Source organism: Clostridium gasigenes (genome assembly GCF_900104115.1).
GTDB classification, from domain to species: Bacteria; Bacillota; Clostridia; order Clostridiales; family Clostridiaceae; genus Clostridium; species Clostridium gasigenes.
In genome coordinates, this window is sequence record NZ_FNJM01000011.1 from 40,980 (window position 1) to 66,221 (window position 25,242).

General features: G+C 28.9%; 22 protein-coding genes. 17 read left to right on the forward strand and 5 right to left on the reverse strand.

What is annotated here, in order from left to right; translation table 11 throughout:
* Positions 1-13 precede the first annotated feature (13 nt).
* The 7 genes from BLS77_RS14755 (at position 14) to splB (ending at position 6,945) form a co-directional block, all read left to right on the forward strand.
* On the forward strand, positions 14-1,141 hold the full coding sequence (locus BLS77_RS14755; RefSeq protein WP_089971574.1) for a glycerate kinase family protein: 1,128 nt from the start codon (positions 14-16) through the stop codon (positions 1,139-1,141).
* Positions 1,142-1,296: 155 nt separating this feature from the next.
* Complete coding sequence (locus BLS77_RS14760) at positions 1,297-2,004, forward strand: Crp/Fnr family transcriptional regulator (RefSeq protein WP_089971576.1); 708 nt, start codon at positions 1,297-1,299, stop codon at positions 2,002-2,004.
* Positions 2,005-2,129: 125 nt separating this feature from the next.
* Entirely contained in the window at positions 2,130-2,906 is a 777-nt protein-coding gene (locus BLS77_RS14765; RefSeq protein WP_089971577.1) for a formate/nitrite transporter family protein, read from the forward strand.
* Positions 2,907-2,918: 12 nt separating this feature from the next.
* On the forward strand, positions 2,919-3,926 hold the full coding sequence (gene asrA / locus BLS77_RS14770; protein WP_089971580.1) for an anaerobic sulfite reductase subunit AsrA: 1,008 nt from the start codon (positions 2,919-2,921) through the stop codon (positions 3,924-3,926).
* A complete protein-coding gene (gene asrB / locus BLS77_RS14775; protein WP_089971583.1) occupies positions 3,927-4,718 on the forward strand; it encodes an anaerobic sulfite reductase subunit AsrB in 792 nt (263 codons plus the stop codon).
* Between the two features lie 12 nt (positions 4,719-4,730).
* Entirely contained in the window at positions 4,731-5,693 is a 963-nt protein-coding gene (asrC, locus tag BLS77_RS14780) for a sulfite reductase subunit C (RefSeq protein WP_089971586.1), read from the forward strand.
* A gap of 229 nt (positions 5,694-5,922) precedes the next feature.
* Complete coding sequence (splB, locus tag BLS77_RS14785; protein WP_089971589.1) at positions 5,923-6,945, forward strand: spore photoproduct lyase; 1,023 nt, start codon at positions 5,923-5,925, stop codon at positions 6,943-6,945.
* 55 nt (positions 6,946-7,000) lie between these two features.
* Here splB and BLS77_RS14790 read toward each other — a convergent pair whose 3' ends face one another.
* Positions 7,001-8,986 (reverse strand): early set domain-containing protein, encoded by a 1,986-nt coding sequence (locus BLS77_RS14790; protein ID WP_089971592.1) that lies wholly within the window; start codon positions 8,984-8,986, stop codon positions 7,001-7,003.
* A gap of 243 nt (positions 8,987-9,229) precedes the next feature.
* On the opposite strand from BLS77_RS14790, the gene BLS77_RS14795 reads away from it, so the two are divergent.
* The 3 genes from BLS77_RS14795 (at position 9,230) to BLS77_RS14805 (ending at position 13,223) form a co-directional block, all read left to right on the forward strand.
* A complete protein-coding gene (locus tag BLS77_RS14795) occupies positions 9,230-10,558 on the forward strand; it encodes a glycoside hydrolase family 18 protein (RefSeq protein ID WP_089971595.1) in 1,329 nt (442 codons plus the stop codon).
* A 49-nt stretch (positions 10,559-10,607) separates the two neighbouring features.
* Positions 10,608-12,137 carry a glycosyl hydrolase family 18 protein gene (locus tag BLS77_RS14800; protein ID WP_175490872.1) on the forward strand — a complete coding sequence of 510 codons (1,530 nt, stop codon included), beginning with the start codon at positions 10,608-10,610 and terminating at the stop codon, positions 12,135-12,137.
* A gap of 135 nt (positions 12,138-12,272) precedes the next feature.
* Positions 12,273-13,223: a serine hydrolase gene (locus BLS77_RS14805; protein WP_089971598.1), complete on the forward strand. Its 951-nt coding sequence runs from the start codon at positions 12,273-12,275 to the stop codon at positions 13,221-13,223.
* A gap of 166 nt (positions 13,224-13,389) precedes the next feature.
* On the opposite strand, the gene BLS77_RS19980 is transcribed toward BLS77_RS14805, so the two are convergent.
* Positions 13,390-13,539, reverse strand: a complete 150-nt coding sequence (locus BLS77_RS19980) for a hypothetical protein (protein ID WP_167865404.1) — start codon at positions 13,537-13,539, stop codon at positions 13,390-13,392.
* Between the two features lie 163 nt (positions 13,540-13,702).
* On the opposite strand from BLS77_RS19980, the gene BLS77_RS14810 reads away from it, so the two are divergent.
* From BLS77_RS14810 to BLS77_RS14825, 4 genes are all read left to right on the forward strand, one after another.
* On the forward strand, positions 13,703-15,457 hold the full coding sequence (locus tag BLS77_RS14810; RefSeq protein WP_089971601.1) for a WG repeat-containing protein: 1,755 nt from the start codon (positions 13,703-13,705) through the stop codon (positions 15,455-15,457).
* A gap of 234 nt (positions 15,458-15,691) precedes the next feature.
* Positions 15,692-15,934, forward strand: a complete 243-nt coding sequence (locus tag BLS77_RS14815) for a helix-turn-helix transcriptional regulator (protein WP_089971604.1) — start codon at positions 15,692-15,694, stop codon at positions 15,932-15,934.
* On the forward strand, positions 15,909-16,211 hold the full coding sequence (locus BLS77_RS14820; RefSeq protein WP_089971608.1) for a hypothetical protein: 303 nt from the start codon (positions 15,909-15,911) through the stop codon (positions 16,209-16,211). Before BLS77_RS14815 ends, BLS77_RS14820 begins: the two co-directional genes overlap by 26 nt.
* A 150-nt stretch (positions 16,212-16,361) precedes the next feature.
* On the forward strand, positions 16,362-16,664 hold the full coding sequence (locus BLS77_RS14825; protein WP_089971611.1) for a hypothetical protein: 303 nt from the start codon (positions 16,362-16,364) through the stop codon (positions 16,662-16,664).
* 98 nt (positions 16,665-16,762) lie between these two features.
* Here the strand turns inward: BLS77_RS14825 and BLS77_RS14830 are convergent, their stop codons facing one another.
* From BLS77_RS14830 to BLS77_RS14840, 3 genes are read right to left on the reverse strand one after another with little or no spacing between them, the layout of a single operon-like run.
* Positions 16,763-17,554 (reverse strand): ABC transporter permease, encoded by a 792-nt coding sequence (locus BLS77_RS14830; protein WP_089971614.1) that lies wholly within the window; start codon positions 17,552-17,554, stop codon positions 16,763-16,765.
* A gap of 4 nt (positions 17,555-17,558) precedes the next feature.
* The gene (locus BLS77_RS14835; protein ID WP_089971617.1) at positions 17,559-18,377 is read right to left on the reverse strand and encodes an ABC transporter permease; all 819 of its coding nucleotides are present in this window, start codon (positions 18,375-18,377) and stop codon (positions 17,559-17,561) included.
* A 3-nt stretch (positions 18,378-18,380) separates the two neighbouring features.
* The gene (locus BLS77_RS14840; RefSeq protein ID WP_089971620.1) at positions 18,381-19,382 is read right to left on the reverse strand and encodes an ABC transporter ATP-binding protein; all 1,002 of its coding nucleotides are present in this window, start codon (positions 19,380-19,382) and stop codon (positions 18,381-18,383) included.
* A 228-nt stretch (positions 19,383-19,610) separates the two neighbouring features.
* On the opposite strand from BLS77_RS14840, the gene BLS77_RS14845 reads away from it, so the two are divergent.
* The 3 genes from BLS77_RS14845 to BLS77_RS14855 all read left to right on the forward strand — a co-directional run bounded on the left by BLS77_RS14845 (position 19,611) and on the right by BLS77_RS14855 (position 25,198).
* The gene (locus BLS77_RS14845; protein WP_089971623.1) at positions 19,611-22,928 is read left to right on the forward strand and encodes a collagenase; all 3,318 of its coding nucleotides are present in this window, start codon (positions 19,611-19,613) and stop codon (positions 22,926-22,928) included.
* A gap of 97 nt (positions 22,929-23,025) precedes the next feature.
* A complete protein-coding gene (gene corA, locus BLS77_RS14850) occupies positions 23,026-23,979 on the forward strand; it encodes a magnesium/cobalt transporter CorA (RefSeq protein WP_089971627.1) in 954 nt (317 codons plus the stop codon).
* Between the two features lie 265 nt (positions 23,980-24,244).
* Entirely contained in the window at positions 24,245-25,198 is a 954-nt protein-coding gene (locus tag BLS77_RS14855) for an ABC transporter permease (protein ID WP_089971673.1), read from the forward strand.
* Positions 25,199-25,242: the final 44 nt, after the last annotated feature.

The following is a 25,242-nucleotide window of genomic DNA, read 5'->3' on the forward strand; positions in this document are numbered from 1 at the left end:
GGAGTTGGAATATATGAAATTTATATTAGCACCAGATTCTTTCAAGGAAAGTATGTCTTCAAAAGAGGCTTGCGATGCAATGGAAAGAGGAATAAAAAAGATAATACCAGAGGCAGAATGTATAAAGGTACCAATGGCAGATGGTGGAGAAGGAACAGTTGAGGCTTTAATAGGAGCGACAAATGGAACTTTTCATAAGGTAAATGTTATAGCTCCTTTAGGAAATAAAGTAGAAGCTGTATTTGGAATATTAGGAAATAAAAAGACTGCAGTTATAGAAATGGCAAGTGCAAGTGGAATACAACTTGTTAAGAGAGAAGAAAGAAATCCACTTATAACAACAACTTTTGGAACAGGACAACTTATTAAAGCAGCCTTAGATTTAGGTGTTAAACATATAGTTGTAGGAATTGGTGGAAGTGCTACAAATGATGGTGGTGCAGGAATGATACAAGCTTTAGGCGGTAAGCTCTTAGATAGAAAGGGAGAGGAAATATCATTTGGTGGTGGAGCTTTAGGAAACTTAGATAGCATAGATATAAGTGAATTAGATTTAAGACTTAAAGATACAGTTATAGAAGTTGCATGTGATGTAACAAATCCATTAGTTGGAGAAACAGGAGCATCAGCAGTGTTTGGACCTCAAAAGGGTGCAACAGAAGAAATGGTTAAAGAACTAGATAATAACCTTCTTCATTTTTCAAGAATTATAAAAGAAACACTAGGAAAAGATGTAGCCTATATTGAAGGTTCAGGGGCTGCAGGTGGCCTTGGAGCAGCATTATTATCATTCTTAAATGCAGAGCTTAAAAGAGGAATAGATCTTATAATAAATCATACAGAACTTAAAGAAAAAATTAAGGGCGCAGATTTTGTATTTACAGGAGAAGGTGCTATTGATAACCAAACTATTTATGGAAAAACACCAATGGGCGTGGCGAAGGTGGCAAAGCAGCAAGGTGTAAAAACAATTGCATTTGCAGGTAAAGTTGGAGAGGGCGTAGATAATCTTTATGCAATAGGAATAACTTCGATATTTAGCATAATGCAAGGTGTATCAAATTTAGATAATGCTCTAAAAGATGGAAAAGAAAACTTAGAGCTTGCAGTAGAGAATGTAGTTAGACTAATGAATATATAAAATAATAACAAGTCAAGGTGTGAAATTTTAGGGGCATCTTTGACTTGTTATTTTATTTCAGATATCTAAGAACTATATCTGAATAAAATAGTTATGTGAAAAGTTATCCAATAGTATATAATAAAAATTAAAGATGCCTTATGCTAGGAGATATTATGAAAAATAGAGAATTGGACAGCTTGGAAATATTTAATAATATATTAGAGAAATCTAAAAAAGAGTTAGAAGATTTTGGGGAAAATAAAAAGATTAAAAAGGGAATGCATTTATTTAGAGATAAGGATAACGTTAATACTATATATATAGTAGCAAGTGGAAAAGTAGCCTTGTACAAATTAAATGAGTCAGCTCAGAAAAAGATTATATTCATATTAGGTAAGGGAGATATAATAAATGCAGTTATATTAGATACTTTACCGGCATCTATTAACTGTGAAATATTTGAAGATGCAGAAATATTATGTTTTGAAAGAGGAAAATTTATAGAGGTTATGAAGACTGATTTTGAGCTAACTACAGTAGTAATGAATTCTTTAGCACTAAAGGTTAGGCGAATGTATAGGCAAATGAAAAATACAACTCCAATAAAAGTAGAAAAAAGAGTTGCAGCTAAACTTTGGAAATTATCTAAAGATTATGGAGTAGAAAATAAAGAGGGAACATTAATAGACTTAAATATAAGCGTAACTTATTTAGCGGATATGTTTGGAACACCTAGAGAAACAATATCAAGAGCTTTAAAAATATTGCAAAATGAAGGTTTGATAATTTGGAGATCTAAACAGATTGTAGTGATTAACAAAGATAAACTTTCAAAATTTTTTAAGGAAACTACTAGAAAAAAGAAGATAAATGAAAGATAAATTTTAAAAATAGTATTTAAAAACCAAAAGACTGTGATAATTATCACGGTCTTTTAGTTATATCCTCGATATAATAAGTGTATAAAGGTTGTTAATGAAATAACAATAAACAGGAGGATTTACTTATGTTTAGTGAAGAATTTGAAAAGGTTGCAGGTGCAGCAAAAGCAAAAGTTGGATTGTTAAAAAATAATAGAATTGGATATTTTATTAGTTCTATGATGGCAGGAGCTTTTGTGGGTCTTGCTATTATGTTGATTTTCAGTATTGGTGGATTATTAAATTCAGCAGGTTCACCAGCTACTAAAATTGTTATGGGATTATCATTTGGGGGAGCTTTAAGCTTAGTAGTATTTGCAGGTTCGGAATTATTTACAGGAAATAATTTTATAATGACAGTGGGTTTGTTAAATAAAACAGTATCATGGATGGATACATGTAAAGTTTGGGTAGTAAGCTTTATAGGGAATTTAGCAGGTTCAATACTTGTTGCATATATGTTTTTTTCTGCAGGGCTTGCAAAAGGAGCAATTGGAGAGTTTATAGCAAATACAACACAGGTAAAAATGAACGTACCAGCTTCAGAATTATTCTTTAGAGGAATACTATGTAATATGTTAGTTTGTTTAGCTGTATGGTGTACATTTAAATGTAAAGAAGATACGGCAAAATTAATAATGATATTCTGGTGTTTATTCATATTCATTACAGCGGGATTTGAACATAGCGTAGCAAACATGACATTAATGGCTATTGGTTTATTTGCACCAAATGCAGCACAAGTTAGTGTTATTGGTTACATGTACAATATGTTATTTGTTACATTAGGTAATATGGTTGGTGGAATAGTGTTTATGGCGATTCCTTACTACTTAATTTCAAGAAAAAATAAAATAAAGTAAGAGGTGTTTTAAATGGGATATAAACTTAACTTAGAAAACTTAAATATTGCATTAAAAGAACTTTCAAAGGAATATAGAATATTCGCTCCTAAGGTTTTAAGTGGAGAAGGGACTTTTTCAGATACAGATATAGTTAGATATGGAGAAATTGAGACAGTACAAGAAATAGAGTTTAATAAAAAATCTCAATTCTCATATAAAGAAGTATTACTTCCAATAAGACAAACTTTATTTTTCTTTACTGAAGATCAAATTAAAGAAGCAGAAGTTGAAGAAAAGGCTGCCTTAATATTTTTAAGAAGTTGCGATATGAATGCATTAAAGAGAATTGATGATATGTATTTAAGAAATGGATTTGAAGATATATATTATAAAAAGTTAAGAGAAAAAGCTAAATTTGTTTTAATTGGATGTGAAGAAAGTTTTGATTCTTGTTTTTGTGTAAATATGGGAACAAATAAAACAGACGAGCATGATGCATATCTTAAAGTTTCTGGAAATTATGCTTTTGTAGATATCAAAGACAGTTCATTATTAGAAGTATTTGCATCATTAACTAAAGAAGAAGTGGAAGTTACGCCTGACTTTGTAGAAGAAAATGAAGTTAAGGTTAATATTCCAGAAAACTTAGAGCTTAAGGTTATGAATTCTAAAATGTGGGCTGAGTATTCAGAACGATGTATAGCTTGTGGAAGATGTAACTTTGTGTGTCCAACATGTACATGCTTTAATATGCAAGATATTTTCTATAAAGATAATAAAAAGGCTGGAGAAAGAAGAAGAGTTTGGTCTTCATGCCAAGTTGATGGATATACAGTAATGGCTGGTGGTCATAGTTTTAGAAACGATAAAGGTCAAAGAATGAGATATAAAGTGCTTCACAAAGTTTATGATTACAAAAAGAGATGGGGATATAACATGTGTGTTGGATGTGGTAGATGTGATGATATCTGTCCTGAATATATATCTTTCTCAAATTGTATAAATAAATTAGAAGATGCTATGGAAGAGGTGAAATAAATGAAGAATGAATATATACCTTTTATATCAAAAATTTTAGAAGTTATAAAACATACGGAAATAGAATACACTTTCAGAATGGCATTTAAAGGTGAAGTTAAACCTGGACAGTTCTTTGAAGTTTCAATACCAAAGTATGGTGAAGCACCAATATCGGTAAGTGGAATAGGTGTGGATTACGTAGATTTAACAATAAGAAAAGTTGGGGTTGTAACTGACGAAATCTTTAATAACTATGTAGGTGATAAGCTATTTTTAAGAGGACCATACGGAAATGGTTTTGATATAGAAAATTATAAAAATAAAGAAGTTATAGTAGTTGCTGGGGGAACAGGATTATCACCAGTAAAGGGGATAGTTGATTATTTCTCAGCAAACCAAAGTGATGCTACTACATGTACATTAATTGCAGGATTTAAGTCACCAGTAGACATACTTTTTAAAGAAGATATGAAATGCTGGGAAAAAAATATAAATTTAATAGTATCAGTAGATGGAGCAGAAGAAGGATACACTGGCAAAGTAGGTCTTGTAACCAAATATGTTCCAGAACTTGAAATTAAGGATATAGACACAGTGCAAGTAGTTGTAGTTGGACCTCCAATGATGATGAAATTTACAGTTTTAGAATTCCTTAAACTTGGAATAAAAGAAGAAAACATTTGGATATCACAAGAAAGAAAAATGTGTTGTGGTTTAGGAAAATGTGGACATTGTAGAATAGATGATACTTATATATGTTTAGATGGACCAGTATTTAATTATTCAATAGGTAAGTCATTAATAGATTAGGAGGAATTTCAAATGGATATAAATATCAAAAAGCTTAAAAAGAATGCTTTTAGAGTTTCAAAAAATAGAGGGATAACAGCTTCTAGAGTGAGAGTTCCTGGTGGTCTTATAAAGGCAGAATACCTAGGTCTTATTCAAGAAATAGCGACTAAATATGGTGATGGAACTGTTCATATAACTACAAGACAAGGCTTTGAAATTATAGGAATAGATATGAAAGATATAGAAAAAGTAAATGAACTTCTTCAGCCGATAATAGCTGGACTTGAAGTAAATCAAGAAATACCTGGCAAGGGATACACGTCAGCTGGAACTAGAAATGTATCAGCTTGTATAGGAAATAATGTTTGTCAGTTTGCAAATTACAATACAACGAATTTTGCTAAGAAAATAGAAAAAGCTATTTTCCCAAATGATTTACATTTTAAGGTTGCATTAACAGGTTGTCCAAATGATTGCATAAAAGCAAGAATGCATGATTTTGGTATTATAGGAATGACACATCCACAATATGATGTAGATAAATGTGTATCTTGTGGAGCTTGTATAAAGATGTGTAAGAGAAAATCTACAGAAGCATTACATGCAGAGAATTATGCAGTTATAAGAGATCATAGCAAATGTATTGGTTGTGGAGAATGTGTAATTAATTGTCCAACAGGTGCATGGACAAGAAGTAAGGAAAAATATTATAGATTAGCAATAATGGGTAGAACAGGTAAGAAAAACCCAAGACTTGGTGAAGATTTTATAATATGGGCAGATGAAGAAAGTATTATAAAAATTATTTTAAACACTTATAAATATGTAGAACAATATATTGATAGAGGAGCTCCAGGTGGAAAAGAACATATAGGATATATTGTTGACAGAACTGGATTTATGGAGTTTAAGAAATGGGCATTAGAGGGTGTTAAGCTTTCAGATATTGCTATTTTAAAAGAAAATGTTTATTGGAGCGGAATTAAATATTAGAAATATGAAAAAGAGACCCAACATCATCTATAAGGCATCTTAAAAAATGTCTTATAAATGATGTTGGGTCCTTTAAAATATAGTATAATCATAATTTAATAAGGGTATTTTCTTAAGTTAGATAGTATTATATTTTAGATAAAAGGCAAAATATAATATAAGGAATCTGAAAAAATAACAAGTAAGTATGATAGGTTGTTTTTGAAGATGCTTAAAGGAGAGTGATATTATGTTTGTGCCTCAAAGGATATTATTTGAAAAAGAAACTTTGAAATATGATGTAGGCAAAAATATATATAACAAGTTTAAGGATAATGAGAATGTTGAAATTATTAATTTAACATCTAATAGAGTGAAACAACATATCCCCGGAGAAGAGATATATGAGTATTATAGAGAAGGTAAGAATACTCTAGTTGTAGGAATTAAAAAGGGTTTTAAATTTCAATCCTGTAAGCCGTCAGCGCATTATCAATTACCTTTAATTAGTGGGTGTGTTGGAAATTGCCAATATTGCTACCTAAACACAAACTTAGGAGATAAACCTTACATTAAGGTAAATGCAAACGTAGAGGATATTCTAAGCCAAGCTCAAAAATATATAAATGAAAGAATACCTAAAATTACAATATTTGAAGGTGCTGCCACATCAGATCCTGTACCGGTAGAACCATATACTGAATTGTTAAAAAAAACCATTGAATTCTTTGCTAATAGTGAATATGGTAAGTTTAGATTTGTTACAAAATATAATGATATTGATGGACTATTAAATATTAAACATAATGGTAAAACAGAAATTAGATTTACACTAAATACTGATAAAGTTATTAGTGATTGTGAAAAAAGAACTGCTTCCATTAATAATAGAATCGATGCAAGTGTAAAAGTTGCTGAAGCTGGGTATCCTCTTGGGTACATAATTGCACCTATATTTATTTATGATGGATGGAAACAGGATTATATGAAGTTGCTCATTGATTTAAATAAAAGATTACCTAAAAACTTAGCTTATCCAATAACTTTTGAGGTAATATCTCATCGTTATACAACAAGAGCAAAAAATGTAATAACACAAGTGTTTCCAAATAATACATTGCCTATGAATGATAGTGAAAGAACATACAAGTATGGACAATTTGGTTATGGAAAATTTGTGTACACAAAAGAAAATATTTTGGAAATAAAAGAATTTTTTGAACATAGTATAAAAGAGGTTTTTCCAGATAGTGAAATAAAGTATATTATATAAAAAAGGTGGAGTCTCTTTTTTAAGACTCTACCTTTAAGGGCACATTCACTATTCTTTATTTAGGTGAAGTAGCAGCCTGATTATTTGCTGAGTTTATTTGCTCAATCCAAGATGAACTTGAAGGTGCAGGTTGCTTGTTTTTAGGTAAATATTCTTCAGCAACTCTTAATAAAGTTAAGAAATCATATCTATAAGAAATAGTATCACTTCCCCAATGTTTTGATAAAATATCAAATGATCTTTTAACATCAGTCTTCATGGCAATCCATTCAGAATCTGAAGGAGTTCCGTTGCCATAATAAAGCCTTAACTCATTCAAGTAGTTTTCCATCATAGGCCAAGTAATTTTCGCATCATAAACTGTATTTGTCTCATTGTCCATTTCAGTTATTACACTTTTAATAGTTTCAATGTGACTTGCGAACCCACCTAAATCAAATTCTTTATTTAAATCCGTGGTGTTCATAGCTTGATTTCTATGAGTTGTGAATAAGTTTCTTTGTAATAATCCGTAGACACCTCTGTTATAAGCATTATCTACAAGAACAAATTCTGCCCATGGATCTTTAGAGCCAGCTAAAAATTCATCAAATTTGTTATTTGGAATTGCATATAAAAGTTCTCTTGTCATAGTTAAACTCATATATGAAGACATAGCAGAATGTACATAAGATGGATCATCTGGATCACCAGTTTTTAATGTAACATATTTTTCATGTTCAGCAGTATCAGCTAAGTAATCTGGATATTGTTTTTTTATTTCGTTAAAGTTACCCTTTTCTTGTTGGAAAGGGCCATCTGTATGTTTCTTTTGAATAGGCCAAGACCAGTTTTTACCATCGATAGTAGTTATATTTTCATTGTATCCTGACTCAATAGGAGCTAATCCACAAGTGAAGTTTTCTTTTATAGATAAACCAATCATAAAATTAGGGTTTAATCCAAAGAACTCAGTTCCAGTTCCAATACCCATAGCTAAATACTCAGAAGGCATCCAAATCTTTAACCCTTTTACACCATTAACAGGTACTGGCATTTTATTAGGTAAACCAAGTTGAATTTGAGTTGCATGTGCAGGTTTTGAATACATTAACATGTTGCCTGTTTTACCTTCAACAGTAGTTTTATAGTAATCTGCCTTGTTTGCAATAAGATCATTTTCATTTAAGTTAGATTTAGTCTTTTCCCAGCTAGTAGGTAATCCTTGATATTTAGGATAGGTTAGATTTCCTCTAAATATATTAGGCTTAAAGTTAGTAGGATTAGTTATATTTTTCTTATTTCCTTTAACTTTAAATACTCTTGTAGTTGAATAAGGAAATAATCTTTCGTCTTGTTTTAAGTCAATAGTCACCTTTTTACCTTCTTGTTTGAAAGAAGAACAGTTTGAGACAGAAGTTATTTCATGGTCAGTATCAAAATTTAATCCCCAAGCAGAAAATTCTTTACCTTCCCAAATATAACCTTTATTTGGATTTGCAATAAAAACTGCCCATTCAAATGTGGAATCAGTTTCTTGTAGAATTTTATATCCTACAGCAGGTTCACCAGAAGCTGAAGTAGGCAATTCGATATTAATAGGTTTTTCATTTTTAGTAACTTCGTGAGTTACAGAGGTTTTGCCTTTTGTAACGCCTACTGAATTTACAAGCTCTGCTGTATAAACGTAAGTGTCATTAGGCTTATCAGTAAATGTATATTGTGCACTCTGAGCATTTGGCGAATTGTTAACTAGGGGGATTTCAGATAGTAGTGCGCCATTTTCATATAATTTCCATACATCGCCATTGGTCCCATACCACAATTGCATGGAAATAATGTAGTTTGGTGCTCCATCCCAATTATTTTTAGTAATTTGGAACTGTGCAGGAGCTGTAGTATCCTTTGAGACAGTAATTTTTTCCTTGTCATTTAAATTTTCTGCTATAGATCCAGATGAAATAGTTGCTTCCGAAGTAGTATTTAGGGCTTGTACCGGTTGAGTATAACCTAATAGAATTACGGTTGATAAACTAATAGCGGTTAACTTAGAATTGTTCATTATTATACCTCCTTTTCTTTTATAATATAATTGTAATCATTTACCTTAAATGAGTCAATAAGGAAAAATATTATTTATGATAAAGAGATGAAAAGTAAAATTTTAACAAAAAGAAAAATTGAGGTATTATAAAATTATTTACATTGTTTACATGTATTGACTTTTTATGGTGATGGTATAAGCTTTAAGTATACATATTTTTATTGTTAAAAAATATGTAAAAAATTTAAGGGAGGTAAGAAGATGAATAAAATTTTAAAATCTATCATACCAGTACTTTTTTGTGCAAGTTTAATTGTGCCAAATGGTATATCGGTAAAAGCAGAAACAATGACTAATACGAAACTAGAAGCAAAAGCAACAAGTAAAAAAAGGATAGTGACATATTTTCCAAGTTGGGGAACTTATCAGGCGGCACAACAAAACATTACTGTATCGAATATAGCTTGGGATAAAGTAACACATGTTAATCATGGTTTTTTTGAAATTACAAATGATTACAAAATTCAAACTACAGATTCATATGCAGATTATGAAAATGAGGGATTTGGACATGGTCCGAAGCAAGATTGGGATAAATATCCTATAACAGGAGTGCCAGCTGGGACCGTATATGGGCATTTTGGGGAATACAAATACTATAAGGAAAAATATCCAGATGTTAAGTTATTAATATCAGTTGGAGGATGGACAAGAAGTGATAAATTCCACGAATTAGCTAAGAGTCCGGCGCATAGGAAAACCCTTGCAATGAGTATGGTTAACTTTATGAAAAAGTATCCTTTTATTGATGGTATGGATATAGATTGGGAATATCCAGGGATTACTAGAGCTTCAGAGGATCAATATGATAGGGGATGCGTTGGTGGACCAGAGGATAAGGAAAATTTCACGCTTTTATTAAAAGATATTAGAGAAACATTTAATGCAAATGGAATGTCTGAAAAGCTTTTAACTGTAGCAGTTTCAGCAGGAGAAGCAAAAATAAAAATGACTGAACCAGATAAGTATGCCAAATATGTAGATTATATTGGTGTAATGACTTATGATTTTGCAGGTAGTTGGGATAATGTCACAGGTAATTTGGCAGGTTTATATCAAAATCCAGCAGATAAGATAAGACCTAAGTTTAATATGGATGACGCAATGAAAATTTTTAAAGATGAATATAAGGTTCCAGCAGATAAACTTTTAGCAGGAACACCATTATATTCAAGAGGATGGGGTGGGGTTGAACCGGGCCCAAATGGTGATGGATTATTCCAACCAGCCAAATCAAGTTTTAAAGGTAATCTTGGTGAGGGTGGTCAATACTCTTGGTATGATATACCTGCTATGGAGAAATCATCAGAATGGCAAAAATTTAGAGATCCAATAGCTAGAACACCTTATCTTTACAATAAATCTAAAAAGCAATTTATAACTTATGAAGATGAACAATCATTAACAGAGAGAGTAAGCTATGTTAATAAAAACAACTATGGTGGATTAATAGTTTGGGATGCAAGCGGAGATAATATTAAGGCAGGACATCCTATGCATACAATTATGTACAATGGATTTAAGAATTGAAGTATTGTTAAGTCAAGGTTTAAAATAGAAGATTGTAAGGAGGGATATAATGAGTAAGAAATTTAATAAAATTTTATCACTAGTGATAGTAGCAATGTTATCCATATTATTTGTACCAAGTATAAAAACAAAGGCAGCCACTAATTTAGGGGATAGATTATTAGTTGGATATTGGCACAATTTCATAAATGGTGCTGGTATTATTAAATTAAGTGAGGTTTCAAATAGCTGGGATGTTATAAATGTTTCATTTGGAGAAACATTTGGGGATAAGGCAGTAGTTGAACTTCATCCAGTTTATGATGAAGTTGAGTTCATTAAGGACATTAAAAATCTTCAACTTAAGGGGAAAAAAGTTGTTTTATCTTTAGGGGGAGCTGAAGGCGCTATAAAAATTTCTACAGAATCAGATAGACAAAAATTTATGACATCTGTTGTAGGTTTAATTGAAAAATATGGATTTGATGGGATTGACATTGACTTAGAAGGTGGAAGTGGTATGATTCTTCAATCCGGAGATACTGATTTTAGAAATCCAACTACTCCACAAATTGTTAACTTCATTAAAAGTATTAAAGAACTTGATAAAAAGTATGGAAGTAACTTTATAATAAGTATGGCTCCAGAATTATCATATGTTCAAGGTGGCATAATAGCATATGCAAACAATTGGGGAGCATATTTACCATTAATTCATGGAGTTCGTGATCAATTAGATTATCTTCAAGTTCAACATTACAATAGTGGTGGAAATTTATGTTTAGATGGAAATACTTATAAAGAAGGTACAGCAGATTTTCATGTATCAATGATAGATATGTTATTAAAAGGGTTCCCAATAGGTGGGAATAAAAATAATATGTTTCCTCCACTTAGACAAAATCAAATTGTAATTGGAGTACCATCGTCAACACCGTCAGCAGGAAGTGGATATACAGCTCCAGCTGAGATGAAAAAGGCATTAGATTATTTAATAAAAGGTCAAAGCTTTGGTGGACAATATAAAATGGAGGGAAATGGTTATCCAGAGTTAAGGGGTATGATGACATGGTCAATTAACTGGGATGTTAAATATAATTCAGAGTTTATAAATAATTATAGACCATATTTTGATGCATTACCTAAATTAAATGATGCACTAAAGAAAGCATCAATAAGCTCAAGTGATGTGGTTAATGGAGATTATGAATTAACAGTAAATATTCCTTCAAGAAATACAGCAACAAGCTATAAAGTTATAGAAGGAATAACTGCAATTGCATCAGGAACATTGAAGCCTTCTTTAACAGAAGCTCAAGTAATAACAAATAAAATAATAAATAAGCAGATTGGAAGTTATAAGTACACAGTAGTGCTAACAGATGAAAAAGGACAAGCTGTTACATCTAGCGAATTAGTAGTTACGGTTAAAGATCCAAATGAAAATCCAAAACCAAGTGTAGATAATTATGATTCAGTGCACCCATATACTTTTGGTGATATAGTAATATACAATGGAAAAGAATATAAATCACAAGGTTGGTGGGTTGTCGGTATTACACCAGGTACTAATGATGGCGTATGGAAACCAATGAAATAATACTTTAATGGATCTTGTTGGATGAATTTTATTTCAAAGAAAGAATCTAGTCAGAAGTGTAAAAGATTACAATGAGTATAAAATTCAATATTATTGTACAACCTTCAATTATAAGATTGGAGGTTGTTTTTTATTATGGATAAATTTATGATAAAAAGTGCTTTTAGAAAGGTAAGGGGAGTAACGGTTAGTATTACATTATTGTTGTTAACATTTAATTTAATTTGTTATAAAACTTTTGCAAATGTAAAAACAGGTAATTTAGAAAAAGAAATAGGTATGGCTGAGGATAAACTTAAGAATCATCAATTATTAAGTTTAAGTGGTAAGGAGGAAGCTTTAGAAACTAATATTTCCATAGAGCAAAGAATAGCACTATATTTAGAGGGAGGTATAAAAGATTTTGGATTTATTTATTATGATTTAACTACAAAGGAAAAGATAGTGATTAATGAAAATAAAGTCTTTATAGCTGCAAGTACATATAAGGTAGGATTAAACATGCTTGTATATGAAGATATTATAAATGGTGTATTAGAAATAAATCAAGGGATTATATATGATGATGATAAAGATTTTGAAGATGGAACAGGAATACTTAAGAATGAAATAGACACAACATTAACAAAACCAGTTTTATTGCAAAAATTATTAGATCTGTCAATTATTGAGTCGGATAATATTGCATCTAAAATGTTAAAGAGAACATTAGGTGGAGACAAAGAGACTAGAAAAAGAATAAATGAGATGGCTGAATTAAGTTGTGATACAGATAGTAATAAAACTACACCAGAAATTCAATTTAAATTACTTGAAAATTTATATAAAAATAGAGAAAATACATATTACACACACCTTTTAAATATTATGAAAGAAACAGAATTTCATGATAGGTTAGATAAATATCTCCCTTATGAGATAGTAGCTCATAAAATAGGGAATTATGAAGAATCAATTAATGATATTGCAATTATATTTACTGATAAACCTTATATTATTGTAGCTTACTCTGAAGGAATAGATGAAGCTAATGAAAAAATAGCTAAAATATCAAAAATGATATATAGTGAACAATTGAAAAAATAATATTAATAAGGCATACATTATATTTTTCAAATCTTTAAGATAGATATGAATTAAAAAAAACAAAGAAACAGTGGCATTTTGCCCCTGTTTCTTTGTATGGTTATATACACTAATAAATATTACAAATTTTGGACTAGTAGAGAAGATTTTATCTGCTATTTCAATATTAGAAATGACTGCTTATTTCATCTTTTTGGATTCTTTTTAAATCTTTTAATCTTAAACCTGTTGCATTCATAATTGTATCCCAAGATTCGCCTTGAATTAACATTTGTTTAGCCTGATTGCTAACTGTGTCCTTATCTTTAATGTCCATTTTTATCATCTCCTTAATTTTGCTTCAATAGTATTTTAACTGTAATGATTAAATTTTATACATTTTGATAGCAAGTTATATGAAAATTTCTAAGGGGAAAAGAGAAACATTATATATATAAAACTATACTATTTATTATAAGTAATAAATAGAGAGGTAATATATGAGTTTAAAAACAAAGTATTCTTTATATCCAGCATTAGTAAATACAAAGGATGGAGCAAATTATGGGTATATAAATAGAAAAAGCATTTTCAAAATAACTCCAAAATTTACAGTAGCATATGATTTTAATGATTCCAATAGAGCTATAGTTAGCAAGGATGATAAATATGGATTAATTGATACAGAGGGTAATTTAAAAGTAAATTTTATTTATAGTAGTATATCACCATTTAAGGAAGGCTTAGCTGTGTATACTTTAAATGATAAAATGGGGGTAATGGATAAGTTAGGGAATAGCATTACTAAAAAAAATTATAACTTTATTAATGATTATAGTAATGGCATGGCGTTAGTTGGTGAAAGTGATGGAAGTGATGATTATAAGTATGGTTACCTTAATAAGGATGGCGTAGAAGTAATACCTACAAAATATAAACAAGCTAATGATTTTAATGGTGGCTATGCAGTAGTAAAAATAAAAGATGGTGAATTTGCATTAATAGATTTAACTGGAAAATTAATTAATAAATATAACTATCAATATGTAGGTGGCTATGGTGAAGGCTTAATGTTTTTCTCAAATGGATTTGGTGAAAAATATGGGTATATTAATGTAGCTGGTGAAATAGTTATAGAACCTACTTATTTTACAGCAACTGGTTTTAAAGATGGAATGGCTATAGTAAGTATTGATGAAGGTTATAATGGTCCAAATGGAGTTATAAATAATAAAGGTAAATATATTTATTCGCCAATTTATAGCAATATAAACTTATTAGGTGAGGACCGAGTCTCTTTAGGGATGCCCATAGGTGAAGGTGAAATTAATCTTACAAGTATTTATGCAATAGGGAACAATAGAGGGGATATATTTACTGATTTTAAATTCTTAGTAGTTGGGAACTACAATAATGGATTATCTTATGGATCAAATGAAGAATACACTTTTTTTATAGATAAATCAGGTAAACCAATTAAAGACCTCCCTAAAGTAAAGGGCAGTGGAACTTTAGAAATAAAAGATGGTATAGTTTACTCGGATATAGATTATGAGCCATACTATTTAAATAAAGATGGAAGTGTTATTTATAAACCCAATAAAAAAATTATATTATCTGATAAATACTCTGTTATAAAGGAAAAGTATAAACCAAATATTAATTATTTAATTTATTATCCTGTAATTATTGGAGTATATAATAAAAAAATCAATATTGAAATAAATAAAAAACTATGGGATATGTCATACTTTACACCTTATGCAGAAGAGGGAAAAAATAAGAATAGTGTTATAACTAAAGATGATGTTTTAGATTATAGTTATTATGGAAATTTTACAATAGAATTTTATAAAAAGGATTTATTAGTTCTAAATCTTTCGGGATATTATTATCCAATAGGAGCAGCCCATGGGATGCCGAGTAAAAAAACGCCTTGTATAAATTTAGTTACAGGTAAATTCTATTCATTAGGAGATTTATTTATGGGTGGAGTTTACTATACAGGAGAGTTAAATAAAATAATTAATAATATGATAGAAACAGATCCACAATATGAGTATGTATTTAAAGATGCATTTAAAGGAATAACAGAAAAACAAGATTTTTATGTAGATAAGGATAATTTATATATTTATTATCCACCTTATGAAATAGGACCATACTCAGCTGGTTTCATTACCTTTAAAATTAATTTTGATGAAATAAAGGGTATGATAAATAAAAATGGAGAGTTTTATAAATCATTTAATTAAGTTTGAGTTATTTAGAATGAAAATAAATTGCATGTGTAAAAGTACTTAGTGATAAGTACTTTTTTTGATTAAGGCACTTTTATAAGAATAACAAAGAAGTTATGTTATAAATTTTGAGATGTTTTTAATAATGTATATTATTGACATAAATATTTTTATAGGTTAATATAATATGAAGCAAGCTTCATGTGAAGGTAACTTCATATATATATTAATATGAATGGAGGAATTCTATTGAAAAATAGAGTCAAAGAGTTACGTACAGATTTAAAGATGACGCAAGAACAATTATCTGATTTAGTTTCTGTTTCCTCTAGAACAATAATATCACTGGAGAAAGGTCAGTATAATCCATCAATTTTATTGGCTTATAAAATAGCATGTGTTTTTAACACAACAATAGAAGAACTATATTGCCTTAAAGAAAATTTAAGAGAGAGGGATGAACAATATGATAAAAGATATAAAAATTTATAATAAAAAGAAGTTTTGGAGTGGTGTTTTATCTCTTAGTTTAGTTCTTATGAGTATAGTGATTTTATTTTTAAAGCCAAAAAGCTTTGATTTAAAAGGATTTTTTATAACGCTATTTCTCCTTTTAATCGGGATAAGTGACATTTCTAGAAGCATTAACCTTAAAGATACAAAAAAAGATGAACAAGAAGATGATGAAAGAAAGTATTTAATAGAACTAAAAGCCTCTTCATCAGCATTTACAATTAGCCAGTATTTATTATATATTCTTTTTTTATAGGTTGCTTTAGTTGGTATATAACCAAAATAGAGGCTGTATTATATGTAATTATTCCAATTGGGTGTATGACGGGGATTAATGTTATTATAGTTAGTATTACATATTTCTATCAACAAAAAAGAAATTAGTAATTAAGAAAGGATGAATAATATGGATTGGTATTGTGCAGTTTGGAATAGTGATAAAGTTAGTAATGAAATGGGAGCACAATTTTTATATGAAAAGATATGTGAAGGGGAGTCGCCTCTAGTAGAAGATATAGATAGAATTGATGAGTTTTATGATGAGCTAATATTAAAAAATCAAAAGATTAATGCAAGTAAAGGTAAAGGTTTTGTAGTAATAGGATGTGATTCAGATAATGCAGAAATTTTTTATGAGCTAGTTCAAGTATTAGCAAAAAAGCATGGATTATCATTTTATGAACCGCAAAATATGACTTATGTATTTTAAAATTAAAGATATGAGTAGGGTATCTATTAGTGATGGTAAAATCATTAATAGATACCCTTTCTTAATGTCTAAATATAGAATTGCTGAGGAAATAGCAATTAACTACCGGTACTTTCATATTTACTAATACCTATAACCCATATTCTATAAGCGATTATAAAAGATACTATTGCAATAATACAAGTTAACAATATTCCTTTTATAAAGCCTTCTCTTCCTAAGAAATATGCTGCAGGATAATATCCTGTGAATGCAAATGGAATTAAAAAGGTTATTATAAATCTTATAGCAGTAGGATATATAGTAATAGGATATTTAACAAAACTACTTAATTGATAAGCCATAAACATGTAGCTTTGTGCAAACTTAACCCAAAAAGCTAAGGATGTAACTGCAAGCTTTATAGCTGTATATATTAGTGTTGCAAATAAAATTACAATTATTAGTATAAGTAATTTACTTATACTTACTTCAATTCCAAGTTTAATCCAAGATACTATAAGAAGGGTAGTGCCTATAATTATTTCACCAAAGCCATCTGGCTGAAATTTTTCTGAAATAACTTGAAACAACGGATTAAGCGGTCTAACTAAATATTTATCAAATTCCCCTTGAACTATTGTTTTCCAACTAAATATCCACAAATAGTCTGTAAAAACATGGTCTATTCCTCTAGGAATTTGTGCAAATCCATATATAAATAATATTTCGTAGAAACTCCATCCTTGAAGACTTGGAATAGAATTAAATATTAATTGAATAAAAATTACCCCAACAAATTGTACTAACACAAAACCTACTAATCCTAAAATAAAATCTGCTCTATATTCAATTAAGGTTTTAATATATTGTTGTAGAAATTTTAAATATAATTTCATATATCTCTTCATATATTTAACCTCCTAAAATGGTTAAAGTTTTAATTAACTTTTTCCACATAATTTTTGCTATTGTCATCAATATTACTATCCATATAACTTGAATTAGTAGTGCCTTTAATATTTCAGTATTATTTAATTTTCCAAGGTATATCATAGTAGGGGTGTAAACCATAGAGCTAAAAGGTAAAAATTTAAATATAGGTTGTGCCCATACTGGGAAAAAAGCAATTGGTATCATAATTCCAGATAAAAGTTGAACTATAGCTTGTGTTATTTGAGTTAAACCCCACATATTAGTTATTTTAAAAGATAATAATCCGAAAATATAACTAAAATAAAAATTAAGAAGTATTCCAAGCGTTATACTAAATAAATATAATAAAATATTTGCTATATTTACATACCCAAAAAAATTATAAAACATAGCTGTTGTAACTGCGAATGTACCTATAAATATAAAGATGAAATAGTAAAATACAGTTCCTAGGCTTTGGAAAAACATTCTTTTTTCATAGCTAATTGGTCTAATTAAATTAATGGCAATAGAACCATCCTTAACTTCTCTTGCAATATCATAAGAAATATCAACAGCTATTATTAAGCTTGTCAAAAATGAAATAAATACATATATTATCATTTCATTAAAGCTAAAACCATGTATAGAAGCACCTTCAGTGCTGCCATATATTGCTTTCCATAAATAATAGGTTACTGCAAGCATTAGTGATTCACCAAATATAAATATAAGTACATTTGCTTTATAAGATATAAGTCTTTGGAATGTATTAGTGGCAAATGGTAAATAGGGTTTTAAATTTTTAAAGCATTTCATAACCTACACCCCTCTTCGGTACATCTTTTTAATAATATCCTCAATACTTGTATCCTTAATTGAAAAATCTAAAACAGTAAATTGTTTCATAACCTTGGACATAATTTCAGCTACCGTTGTTTTATTTTTATTAAAGGTTATCATAAACTTATTTTCAATGACTTCTATCTTAAATTCATCATCATGTAGTTCAATTTCATTAGTAAGATTTAAATCCTCTAATTTTATATCTTCTTTAAACTGAATTTCTATAGTTGTTAAATAGCCATAAAGAGTTTTTATATCATTAATTTTACCGTCATAAATTTTCTGTCCATTGTCAATAATAATAATTCTGCTACATAACTCCTCTATATCAATTAAATCGTGAGTTGTTAATATAATTGTTGTATTAAACTCATCATTAATAAGTTTAATAGCTTTTCTAACCTTTTCTTTTACTACAACATCAAGCCCTATGGTTGGTTCATCAAGATATAAAATTTTTGGATTATGGATTAATGCAGCTGCTAAATCAGCTCTCATTCTTTGTCCTAAAGATAATGTTCTAACAGGACTTAAGTAAAAAGGTTCCAAGTCTAAAACCTCATTTAGAAAAGCCATTCTTTTTTCAAAATCATCATCACTCACATTGTAAATATCCTTAAGTAATGTAAATGTTTCTGAAATAGGTAGATCCCACCACAACTGAGTTTTTTGACCAAAGACTACACCTATATTTTTAGCGTTATCTTCTCTTTTTTCATAAGGAATAAGTCCATTAACGGAAACGGTTCCAGAACTGGGAGTAAGAATACCAGTCATCATTTTTATTGTTGTAGATTTACCAGCTCCATTAGCACCGATATATCCAACTATCTCTCCTTTTTTAATTTCAAAACTTATATTGTCCACAGCAACTTTACTAGTATATTCATTAGAAAAAAAAGATTTAATAGCTCCTTTAAATCCAGGAAATTTTTTGTTTGTTTTAAATTCCTTAGTTAAATTCTCAACCTTAATCATAAATTCACCCCTTTTATAGTTAAATATAAAATATTCACTTTAAATTATAACTTTAATTGAGAAAATTTTCAAATAAATATATAAACTTAAAGTAAAATAATAAAATTTAATCAAAATGTTAATATGGCTATATTTTTATTAAATATTGTTTACAAAATTCGCAAATAGATGTAAAATAATAGATGATATTGAATAATTATATAAAAATATTAACATTTAGGAGGAAAAATGAATAAAAGAATAAGGGGAGTAGCAAGCTTTTTAGCTGTTACAATAATTAGTACTACTTTATCTACTCAAAGGGTGTTTGCTTTAGACAAAAATTTGGAAGCTAAACAAAGTAATAGCTCTTATGAACAAGAAGATAAACAAATTGGGGGACAAGTTAAGGAAAATATAGAGGAGGTAAAACATGCAAATAGTGAAGCTGAGGTTAGAAGTGTAAAGCCTAAGATACCAGATGATATAAATGTAATAGTCGCTAATAAAAAGTCAAATGAAGTATATTCTATGAAGGATTTAAACGCTTTATCTTATGAAGGATTGGTTGAAAAAATTTCCGTTATTCCTTGGAATAATATAACTGATTTATTTGAGTACAATGAAGATGCTGTAGAATTTTATAGTGATACAAATCGTATGGAGTATTTATTAAATGATTTAAGTAGAAGAGGGAAAGAGTTTACCCCAGAGGATGACTTGGGAATACCTACTTTAATAGAAGTTATAAGAGCTGGATACTATTTAGCATATTATAATAATGGAATACCAGAGCTAAAAAGTAAAGAAGGCCATGAAAAATGTATTCCATCTATATTAGCAATTCAAAGTAATCCAAATTTCAAGTTTGGTACAGACGCACAGGATAATATTTTAAGTACATTAGGAGTATTAATAAATAATACAACATCAAATGCAGATATTGTTAATAATTTTGTGCCAATTTTAAACCAATATAAAGAAAATTTTGATGCATTTATAAAAGATCCACTTAAAGGAAAAGCTATATATAATATAATTACAGGGGTACAATATAGCATAACTGTATATGGGTATGAAAATAGTAATGACTATAGTAAATCTTCTTGGTCCGGAAAAATAGATGGCTTTATAAATTTTATATCTTATTTAGCTTTGAAAGGGGAGTTAACAGAAGATAATGCCTGGCTAATAAATAATGGATTGTATTCTATAGCTAAACTTAGTCCAGTTCACAGCAATCCAAAGGAAGGAGTAAGGGTTTTAACTAGGTGTATGGAAATATACCCTTATTTAAGTGAACAATATCTTCAAGTTGTATCTTCAATAGCAGATAATTATAATTCTACTGATGATACAGGAAAAAAAATTGATTATGATAAAGTAAAAGCTGAAGCTAGAGAAAAATATTTGTCTAAAACTTATAAGTTTGATGATGGACAAGTAGTGATAAAGGCTGGAGATAAAGTTACTGAAGAAAAAATAAATAGTGTATATTGGGCATCTAAAGAGGTTCAAGCACAATTTTTTAGAGTTTTAGGTACTGATAAAGCTTTAGAGAATGGAAATAAAGATGATGTATTAACTATAGTAATATATAATAGCCCTAAAGAATACAAGCTTAATAGATTAATAAATGGGTTAGATGTTGAAAATGGTGGTATGTATATAGAAGGAGATGGAACATTTTATACTTATGAAAGGACTTCTGATGAGAGCATATATACTTTAGAAGAGTTATTTAGACATGAATTTACTCATTATCTACAAGGTAGATATTTAGTTCCTGGTATGTGGGGATCAGGCGGGATTTATGAAGGAAATAGACTTACTTGGCTTGAAGAAGGTGGTGCAGAACTTTTTGCTGGGGCTACTAGAACCGAAAATATAATGCCTAGAAAGTCAGTAGTAAGTAATATAGTTCGTACAGAAAAATCAGATAGATATACTGTAGATAAGACAATGCATTCAAAATATGGAAGCTTTGATTTTTATCATTATAGCTTTGCATTACAAAGCTATATGTATAATAAAGATTTAGGGAAACTAAATGCTATTTTTGAAGCTGTTAAGGCTAATAATATAGCTAAATATGATGAATTAATAAAAAATTATAGTAGTAACTCTAATTTAGAAGAATCTTATCAAAACTATATGGATAGTTTAATTAAAGACTATGATAAGCTATCTACACCTTTAGTATCAGCTGATTACGCTATTAAACATAAAACTAAAAATTCTAAAGAAATTTATGATGATATAACTAATTCTGCAAGAATTACAAATGTTAAAACAGAAAATAAAAAATCGCAATTTTTTGATAGCTTTGTTTTAAGAGGTACTTATGATGCAGGAAAATCAGAAGGCAAAGAAAATGATTATAATAAAATGAATAAGAATCTTAATGAAATATTAAATACACTAGATGGATATTCATGGTCAGGATATAAGACTGTTACAGCTTATATGGTTAATTATAATGTTGATAGAAATAGTAATGTTACTTGGGAGTTAGTGTTTAATGGAATATTAAAAGAGGGAGTAACAGAAGAACCATCTGAAAAACCTGTGGTAAATATAAGTGTACCAGATAAGGTATATAAGAATAAAGAAATTAAATTTACTAGTAATGTAACTATGGATAATAATAATAAGATTATTGAGTATTTATGGGATTTTGGTGATGGAAATACTAGTAATGAAGCTAATCCAAGTCATAAATATGAAAAGATAGGTGATTATACAGTAACTTTAAAGGTTAAGGATAATGAAGGGCTTTCAGCTAATAAATCAATTAAAATAAAAGTTGAGAATATGTCAGTAATAAAACCTAAAACTTTAAATGAAGTTGAAGTTAATGATTCTATTGAAAAGGCTAATGGACCTATATTAAATGATACTTTAGTTAAAGGTAATATGGAAAATGGAGATAGCGATACTTTCTATTTTGATGTATTATCAGATTCAGAGTTAGATATAAATGTGCAAAAAGCAGGAGAGGCTAATATTACTTGGGTATTATACGATAGTTCCGATGCAGAGAACTATATAGCATATGCAAATGAAAGGGAAGAAAATAATTATAAGGGTACTTATAAAGCTACTAAGGGCAGATATTATATAGTTGTTTATGGATTTTCACAAGTTAAAGAAGAATATACATTAAGTATTGATGGTAATATAGGTGGAGGGAAAATTGAAGAAATTGATAATAATGTTATAATGGAAAAGGAGAATAATAATGATTTTGATACTGCAACTACTATTCATATTAATGATAGTGTAGTTAAGGGCGGCTTTTCTCAAGAGGATAACATAGATATGTATAGTTTTAAAGTTTCAGAAGAAGGAACTGTAGATATATCGTTAACACCGGATAGTGAAGGCTTGGGTGTGGCTTGGACTTTGCATTCTGAAAAGAACTTTAATAAATATATAGCATATCCTCATAGAGAAGGAAAAAAATTATGTAATACAATGAATTTAAAGCCTGGTAAATACTATTTAAATGTATACAGTTATGAAGGCCAAGGCAATTATACAATAGAAAATCATTTTAGTAATTAATATTAAGGCTGTTCATAATAATTATGTATGAGCAGCCTTGAATATACACAAGGTGGTTGTATTAGAAATAGACTGTGAGAAGAAGGGGTGAATTTATTTGATTCGTATTATAGCTATTACAAATGATTTAAAACCAATTTATGATTTGCCTTTAGAGGATTTAGCAAAGGAAAATATTTTGTGGTATTGGATGGATTTTAATGACCCTAGTGAAGAAGAAAAATCATTGCTTGAGAAACATTTTCATTTTCATCATCTGGCCATAGAAGATTGTATTTACTCATTAAATGCACCTAAGTTAGATTATTATGATAGTTATAATTTTTTTATATTTAATACTTTAAATAAAAATAATTTAAACCCAATAGAAGTTTCTCTTTTTGTAGCAAATAATTACATAGTGTCCTATCATACTACTCAATTAAAAGAATTAGATGAAGCTTGGGAATTAGCAAAAATAAATGAAAGAAGTTGGGAAAAAGGACCTTCTTATATTGTACATCAAATATTAGACAATATAGTTGATTACTTTTTTCCTACTATTTATAAAATTGAAGAGAGATTAGATGAAATCGAAAGTAATGTTAAAAGAAAGCCAATTCATGATTTAATGAATGAAATTTTTAGTATAAGAAGCGATTTATTAAAGTTAAGAAGAACAATAAATTCTATGCGTGATTTAGTGTATAGAATATTAAATTCTAATAGACTGGAAGGATTTCCTGATCACAAATTATATTTTTCTGATATTTATGATCACTTAGTTAAACTTTCGGATATGGTAGATTCTAATAGGGAAATAACATCTGATATGCGTGATAATTATTTATCTATAAATTCAATTCGTATGAATAAACATACCATGGTTCTAACTGTTATAACAACTATATTTATACCTCTAACATTTATAGTAGGGGTTTACGGTATGAATTTTCAAAATATGCCTGAACTTAGCTCAAAGTATGGTTATTTTGTAGTTTTATTAATTATGGCTAGTATTTCAATAACTATGTTTTTATGGTTTAAACGTAAAGGGTGGTTTGATGTATAAGTGAGCTTTTTAAAAAATAGCAAGTCAATATGATGGTATATTTGGATCCATGATGGGACTAATTAAACTACATATAACACCATAAAATTAATTTTTATGGTGCTTTTTTCACGCTTTTTTAGAAAAAAGATATAAAGAATATTTTAAAAATAATTAAAGATGAGAAGGTATAATAAATAAAAGCTTGACAAAGAGAATGATTATCAGTAGAATAATAAATGAAATTGATTATCAATTAACAATAGTTTTCGAAAGTTGGATAAAAATGAAAAAGCGATATTTATCAATAATATTAATATTACTGTCGTTAATATCCTTATTTGTAGGAGTTAAGGATATAAGAGCAGTAGACATACTTAGTTTAAATCAAGAAAAAATGGATATATTATTCATAAGTAGATTACCAAGATTAATAAGTATATTAGTTGCAGGAATAGGAATGAGTATATGCGGGCTTATAATGCAACAAATAAGTATGAATAAATTTGTATCCCCAACAACAGGAGGTACAATAGATTCTGCACAACTTGGACTGGTTTTTGCAATGCTAATTATGCCTAGTGTGGGCATGGTAGGGAAAATGGTAACTTCTTTTATATTTGCATTAGTTGGAACATTTATATTTATGAAAGTGTTAAAAAAATTAAAATTTAAAAATGTAGTGTTTGTTCCATTGGTAGGTATAATGTTTGGAAATATTATAGGGTCTGTTACAACGTTCATAGGGTATAAATATAATCTTATGCAAGATCTTACAGCTTGGATGCAAGGTAATTTCTCTATGATACTTAAAGGGAATTATGAAATGCTATATATAACAATTCCGCTTATTATACTTGCTTATATGTATGCAAGCAAATTTACTATTGCGGGAATGGGAGAAGATTTTGCCACAAATTTAGGTATAGATTATAATAAAACAATTAATTTAGGATTAATTATTATATCGATAGTAACAGTTAGTATTGTTATAACGGTTGGAAATATACCTTTTATAGGACTTATAGTTCCTAATATAGTTGCAATTTATAAGGGGGACAATTTAAAGGATACTATATGGCACACAGGATTATTTGGAGGGATATTTGTACTAGTATGTGATATATTCTCAAGAATTATAATATATCCTTATGAAATTCCAATAGGTCTTACAGTGGGGGTTATAGGAAGTATAATTTTCCTTTATATGATATTAAGGAGGAATAGATATGAAAGCTAGTGCAAATATAAAAAAAATTTCTGAAAGAAAAAGCAATTATAATT

Bases quoted from the DNA above. Each gene is read 5' to 3' on its own strand.
- BLS77_RS14755 (WP_089971574.1), top strand. From the start codon at position 14: ATGAAATTTATATTAGCACCAGATTCTTTCAAGGAAAGTATGTCTTCA.
- BLS77_RS14760 (WP_089971576.1), top strand. From the start codon at position 1,297: ATGAAAAATAGAGAATTGGACAGCTTGGAAATATTTAATAATATATTA.
- BLS77_RS14765 (WP_089971577.1), top strand. From the start codon at position 2,130: ATGTTTAGTGAAGAATTTGAAAAGGTTGCAGGTGCAGCAAAAGCAAAA.
- asrA (WP_089971580.1), top strand. From the start codon at position 2,919: ATGGGATATAAACTTAACTTAGAAAACTTAAATATTGCATTAAAAGAA.
- asrB (WP_089971583.1), top strand. From the start codon at position 3,927: ATGAAGAATGAATATATACCTTTTATATCAAAAATTTTAGAAGTTATA.
- asrC (WP_089971586.1), top strand. From the start codon at position 4,731: ATGGATATAAATATCAAAAAGCTTAAAAAGAATGCTTTTAGAGTTTCA.
- splB (WP_089971589.1), top strand. From the start codon at position 5,923: ATGTTTGTGCCTCAAAGGATATTATTTGAAAAAGAAACTTTGAAATAT.
- BLS77_RS14790 (WP_089971592.1), bottom strand. From the start codon at position 8,986: ATGAACAATTCTAAGTTAACCGCTATTAGTTTATCAACCGTAATTCTA.
- BLS77_RS14795 (WP_089971595.1), top strand. From the start codon at position 9,230: ATGAATAAAATTTTAAAATCTATCATACCAGTACTTTTTTGTGCAAGT.
- BLS77_RS14800 (WP_175490872.1), top strand. From the start codon at position 10,608: ATGAGTAAGAAATTTAATAAAATTTTATCACTAGTGATAGTAGCAATG.
- BLS77_RS14805 (WP_089971598.1), top strand. From the start codon at position 12,273: ATGGATAAATTTATGATAAAAAGTGCTTTTAGAAAGGTAAGGGGAGTA.
- BLS77_RS19980 (WP_167865404.1), bottom strand. From the start codon at position 13,539: ATGGACATTAAAGATAAGGACACAGTTAGCAATCAGGCTAAACAAATG.
- BLS77_RS14810 (WP_089971601.1), top strand. From the start codon at position 13,703: ATGAGTTTAAAAACAAAGTATTCTTTATATCCAGCATTAGTAAATACA.
- BLS77_RS14820 (WP_089971608.1), top strand. From the start codon at position 15,909: ATGATAAAAGATATAAAAATTTATAATAAAAAGAAGTTTTGGAGTGGT.
- BLS77_RS14825 (WP_089971611.1), top strand. From the start codon at position 16,362: ATGGATTGGTATTGTGCAGTTTGGAATAGTGATAAAGTTAGTAATGAA.
- BLS77_RS14830 (WP_089971614.1), bottom strand. From the start codon at position 17,554: ATGAAGAGATATATGAAATTATATTTAAAATTTCTACAACAATATATT.
- BLS77_RS14835 (WP_089971617.1), bottom strand. From the start codon at position 18,377: ATGAAATGCTTTAAAAATTTAAAACCCTATTTACCATTTGCCACTAAT.
- BLS77_RS14840 (WP_089971620.1), bottom strand. From the start codon at position 19,382: ATGATTAAGGTTGAGAATTTAACTAAGGAATTTAAAACAAACAAAAAA.
- BLS77_RS14845 (WP_089971623.1), top strand. From the start codon at position 19,611: ATGAATAAAAGAATAAGGGGAGTAGCAAGCTTTTTAGCTGTTACAATA.
- BLS77_RS14855 (WP_089971673.1), top strand. From the start codon at position 24,245: ATGAAAAAGCGATATTTATCAATAATATTAATATTACTGTCGTTAATA.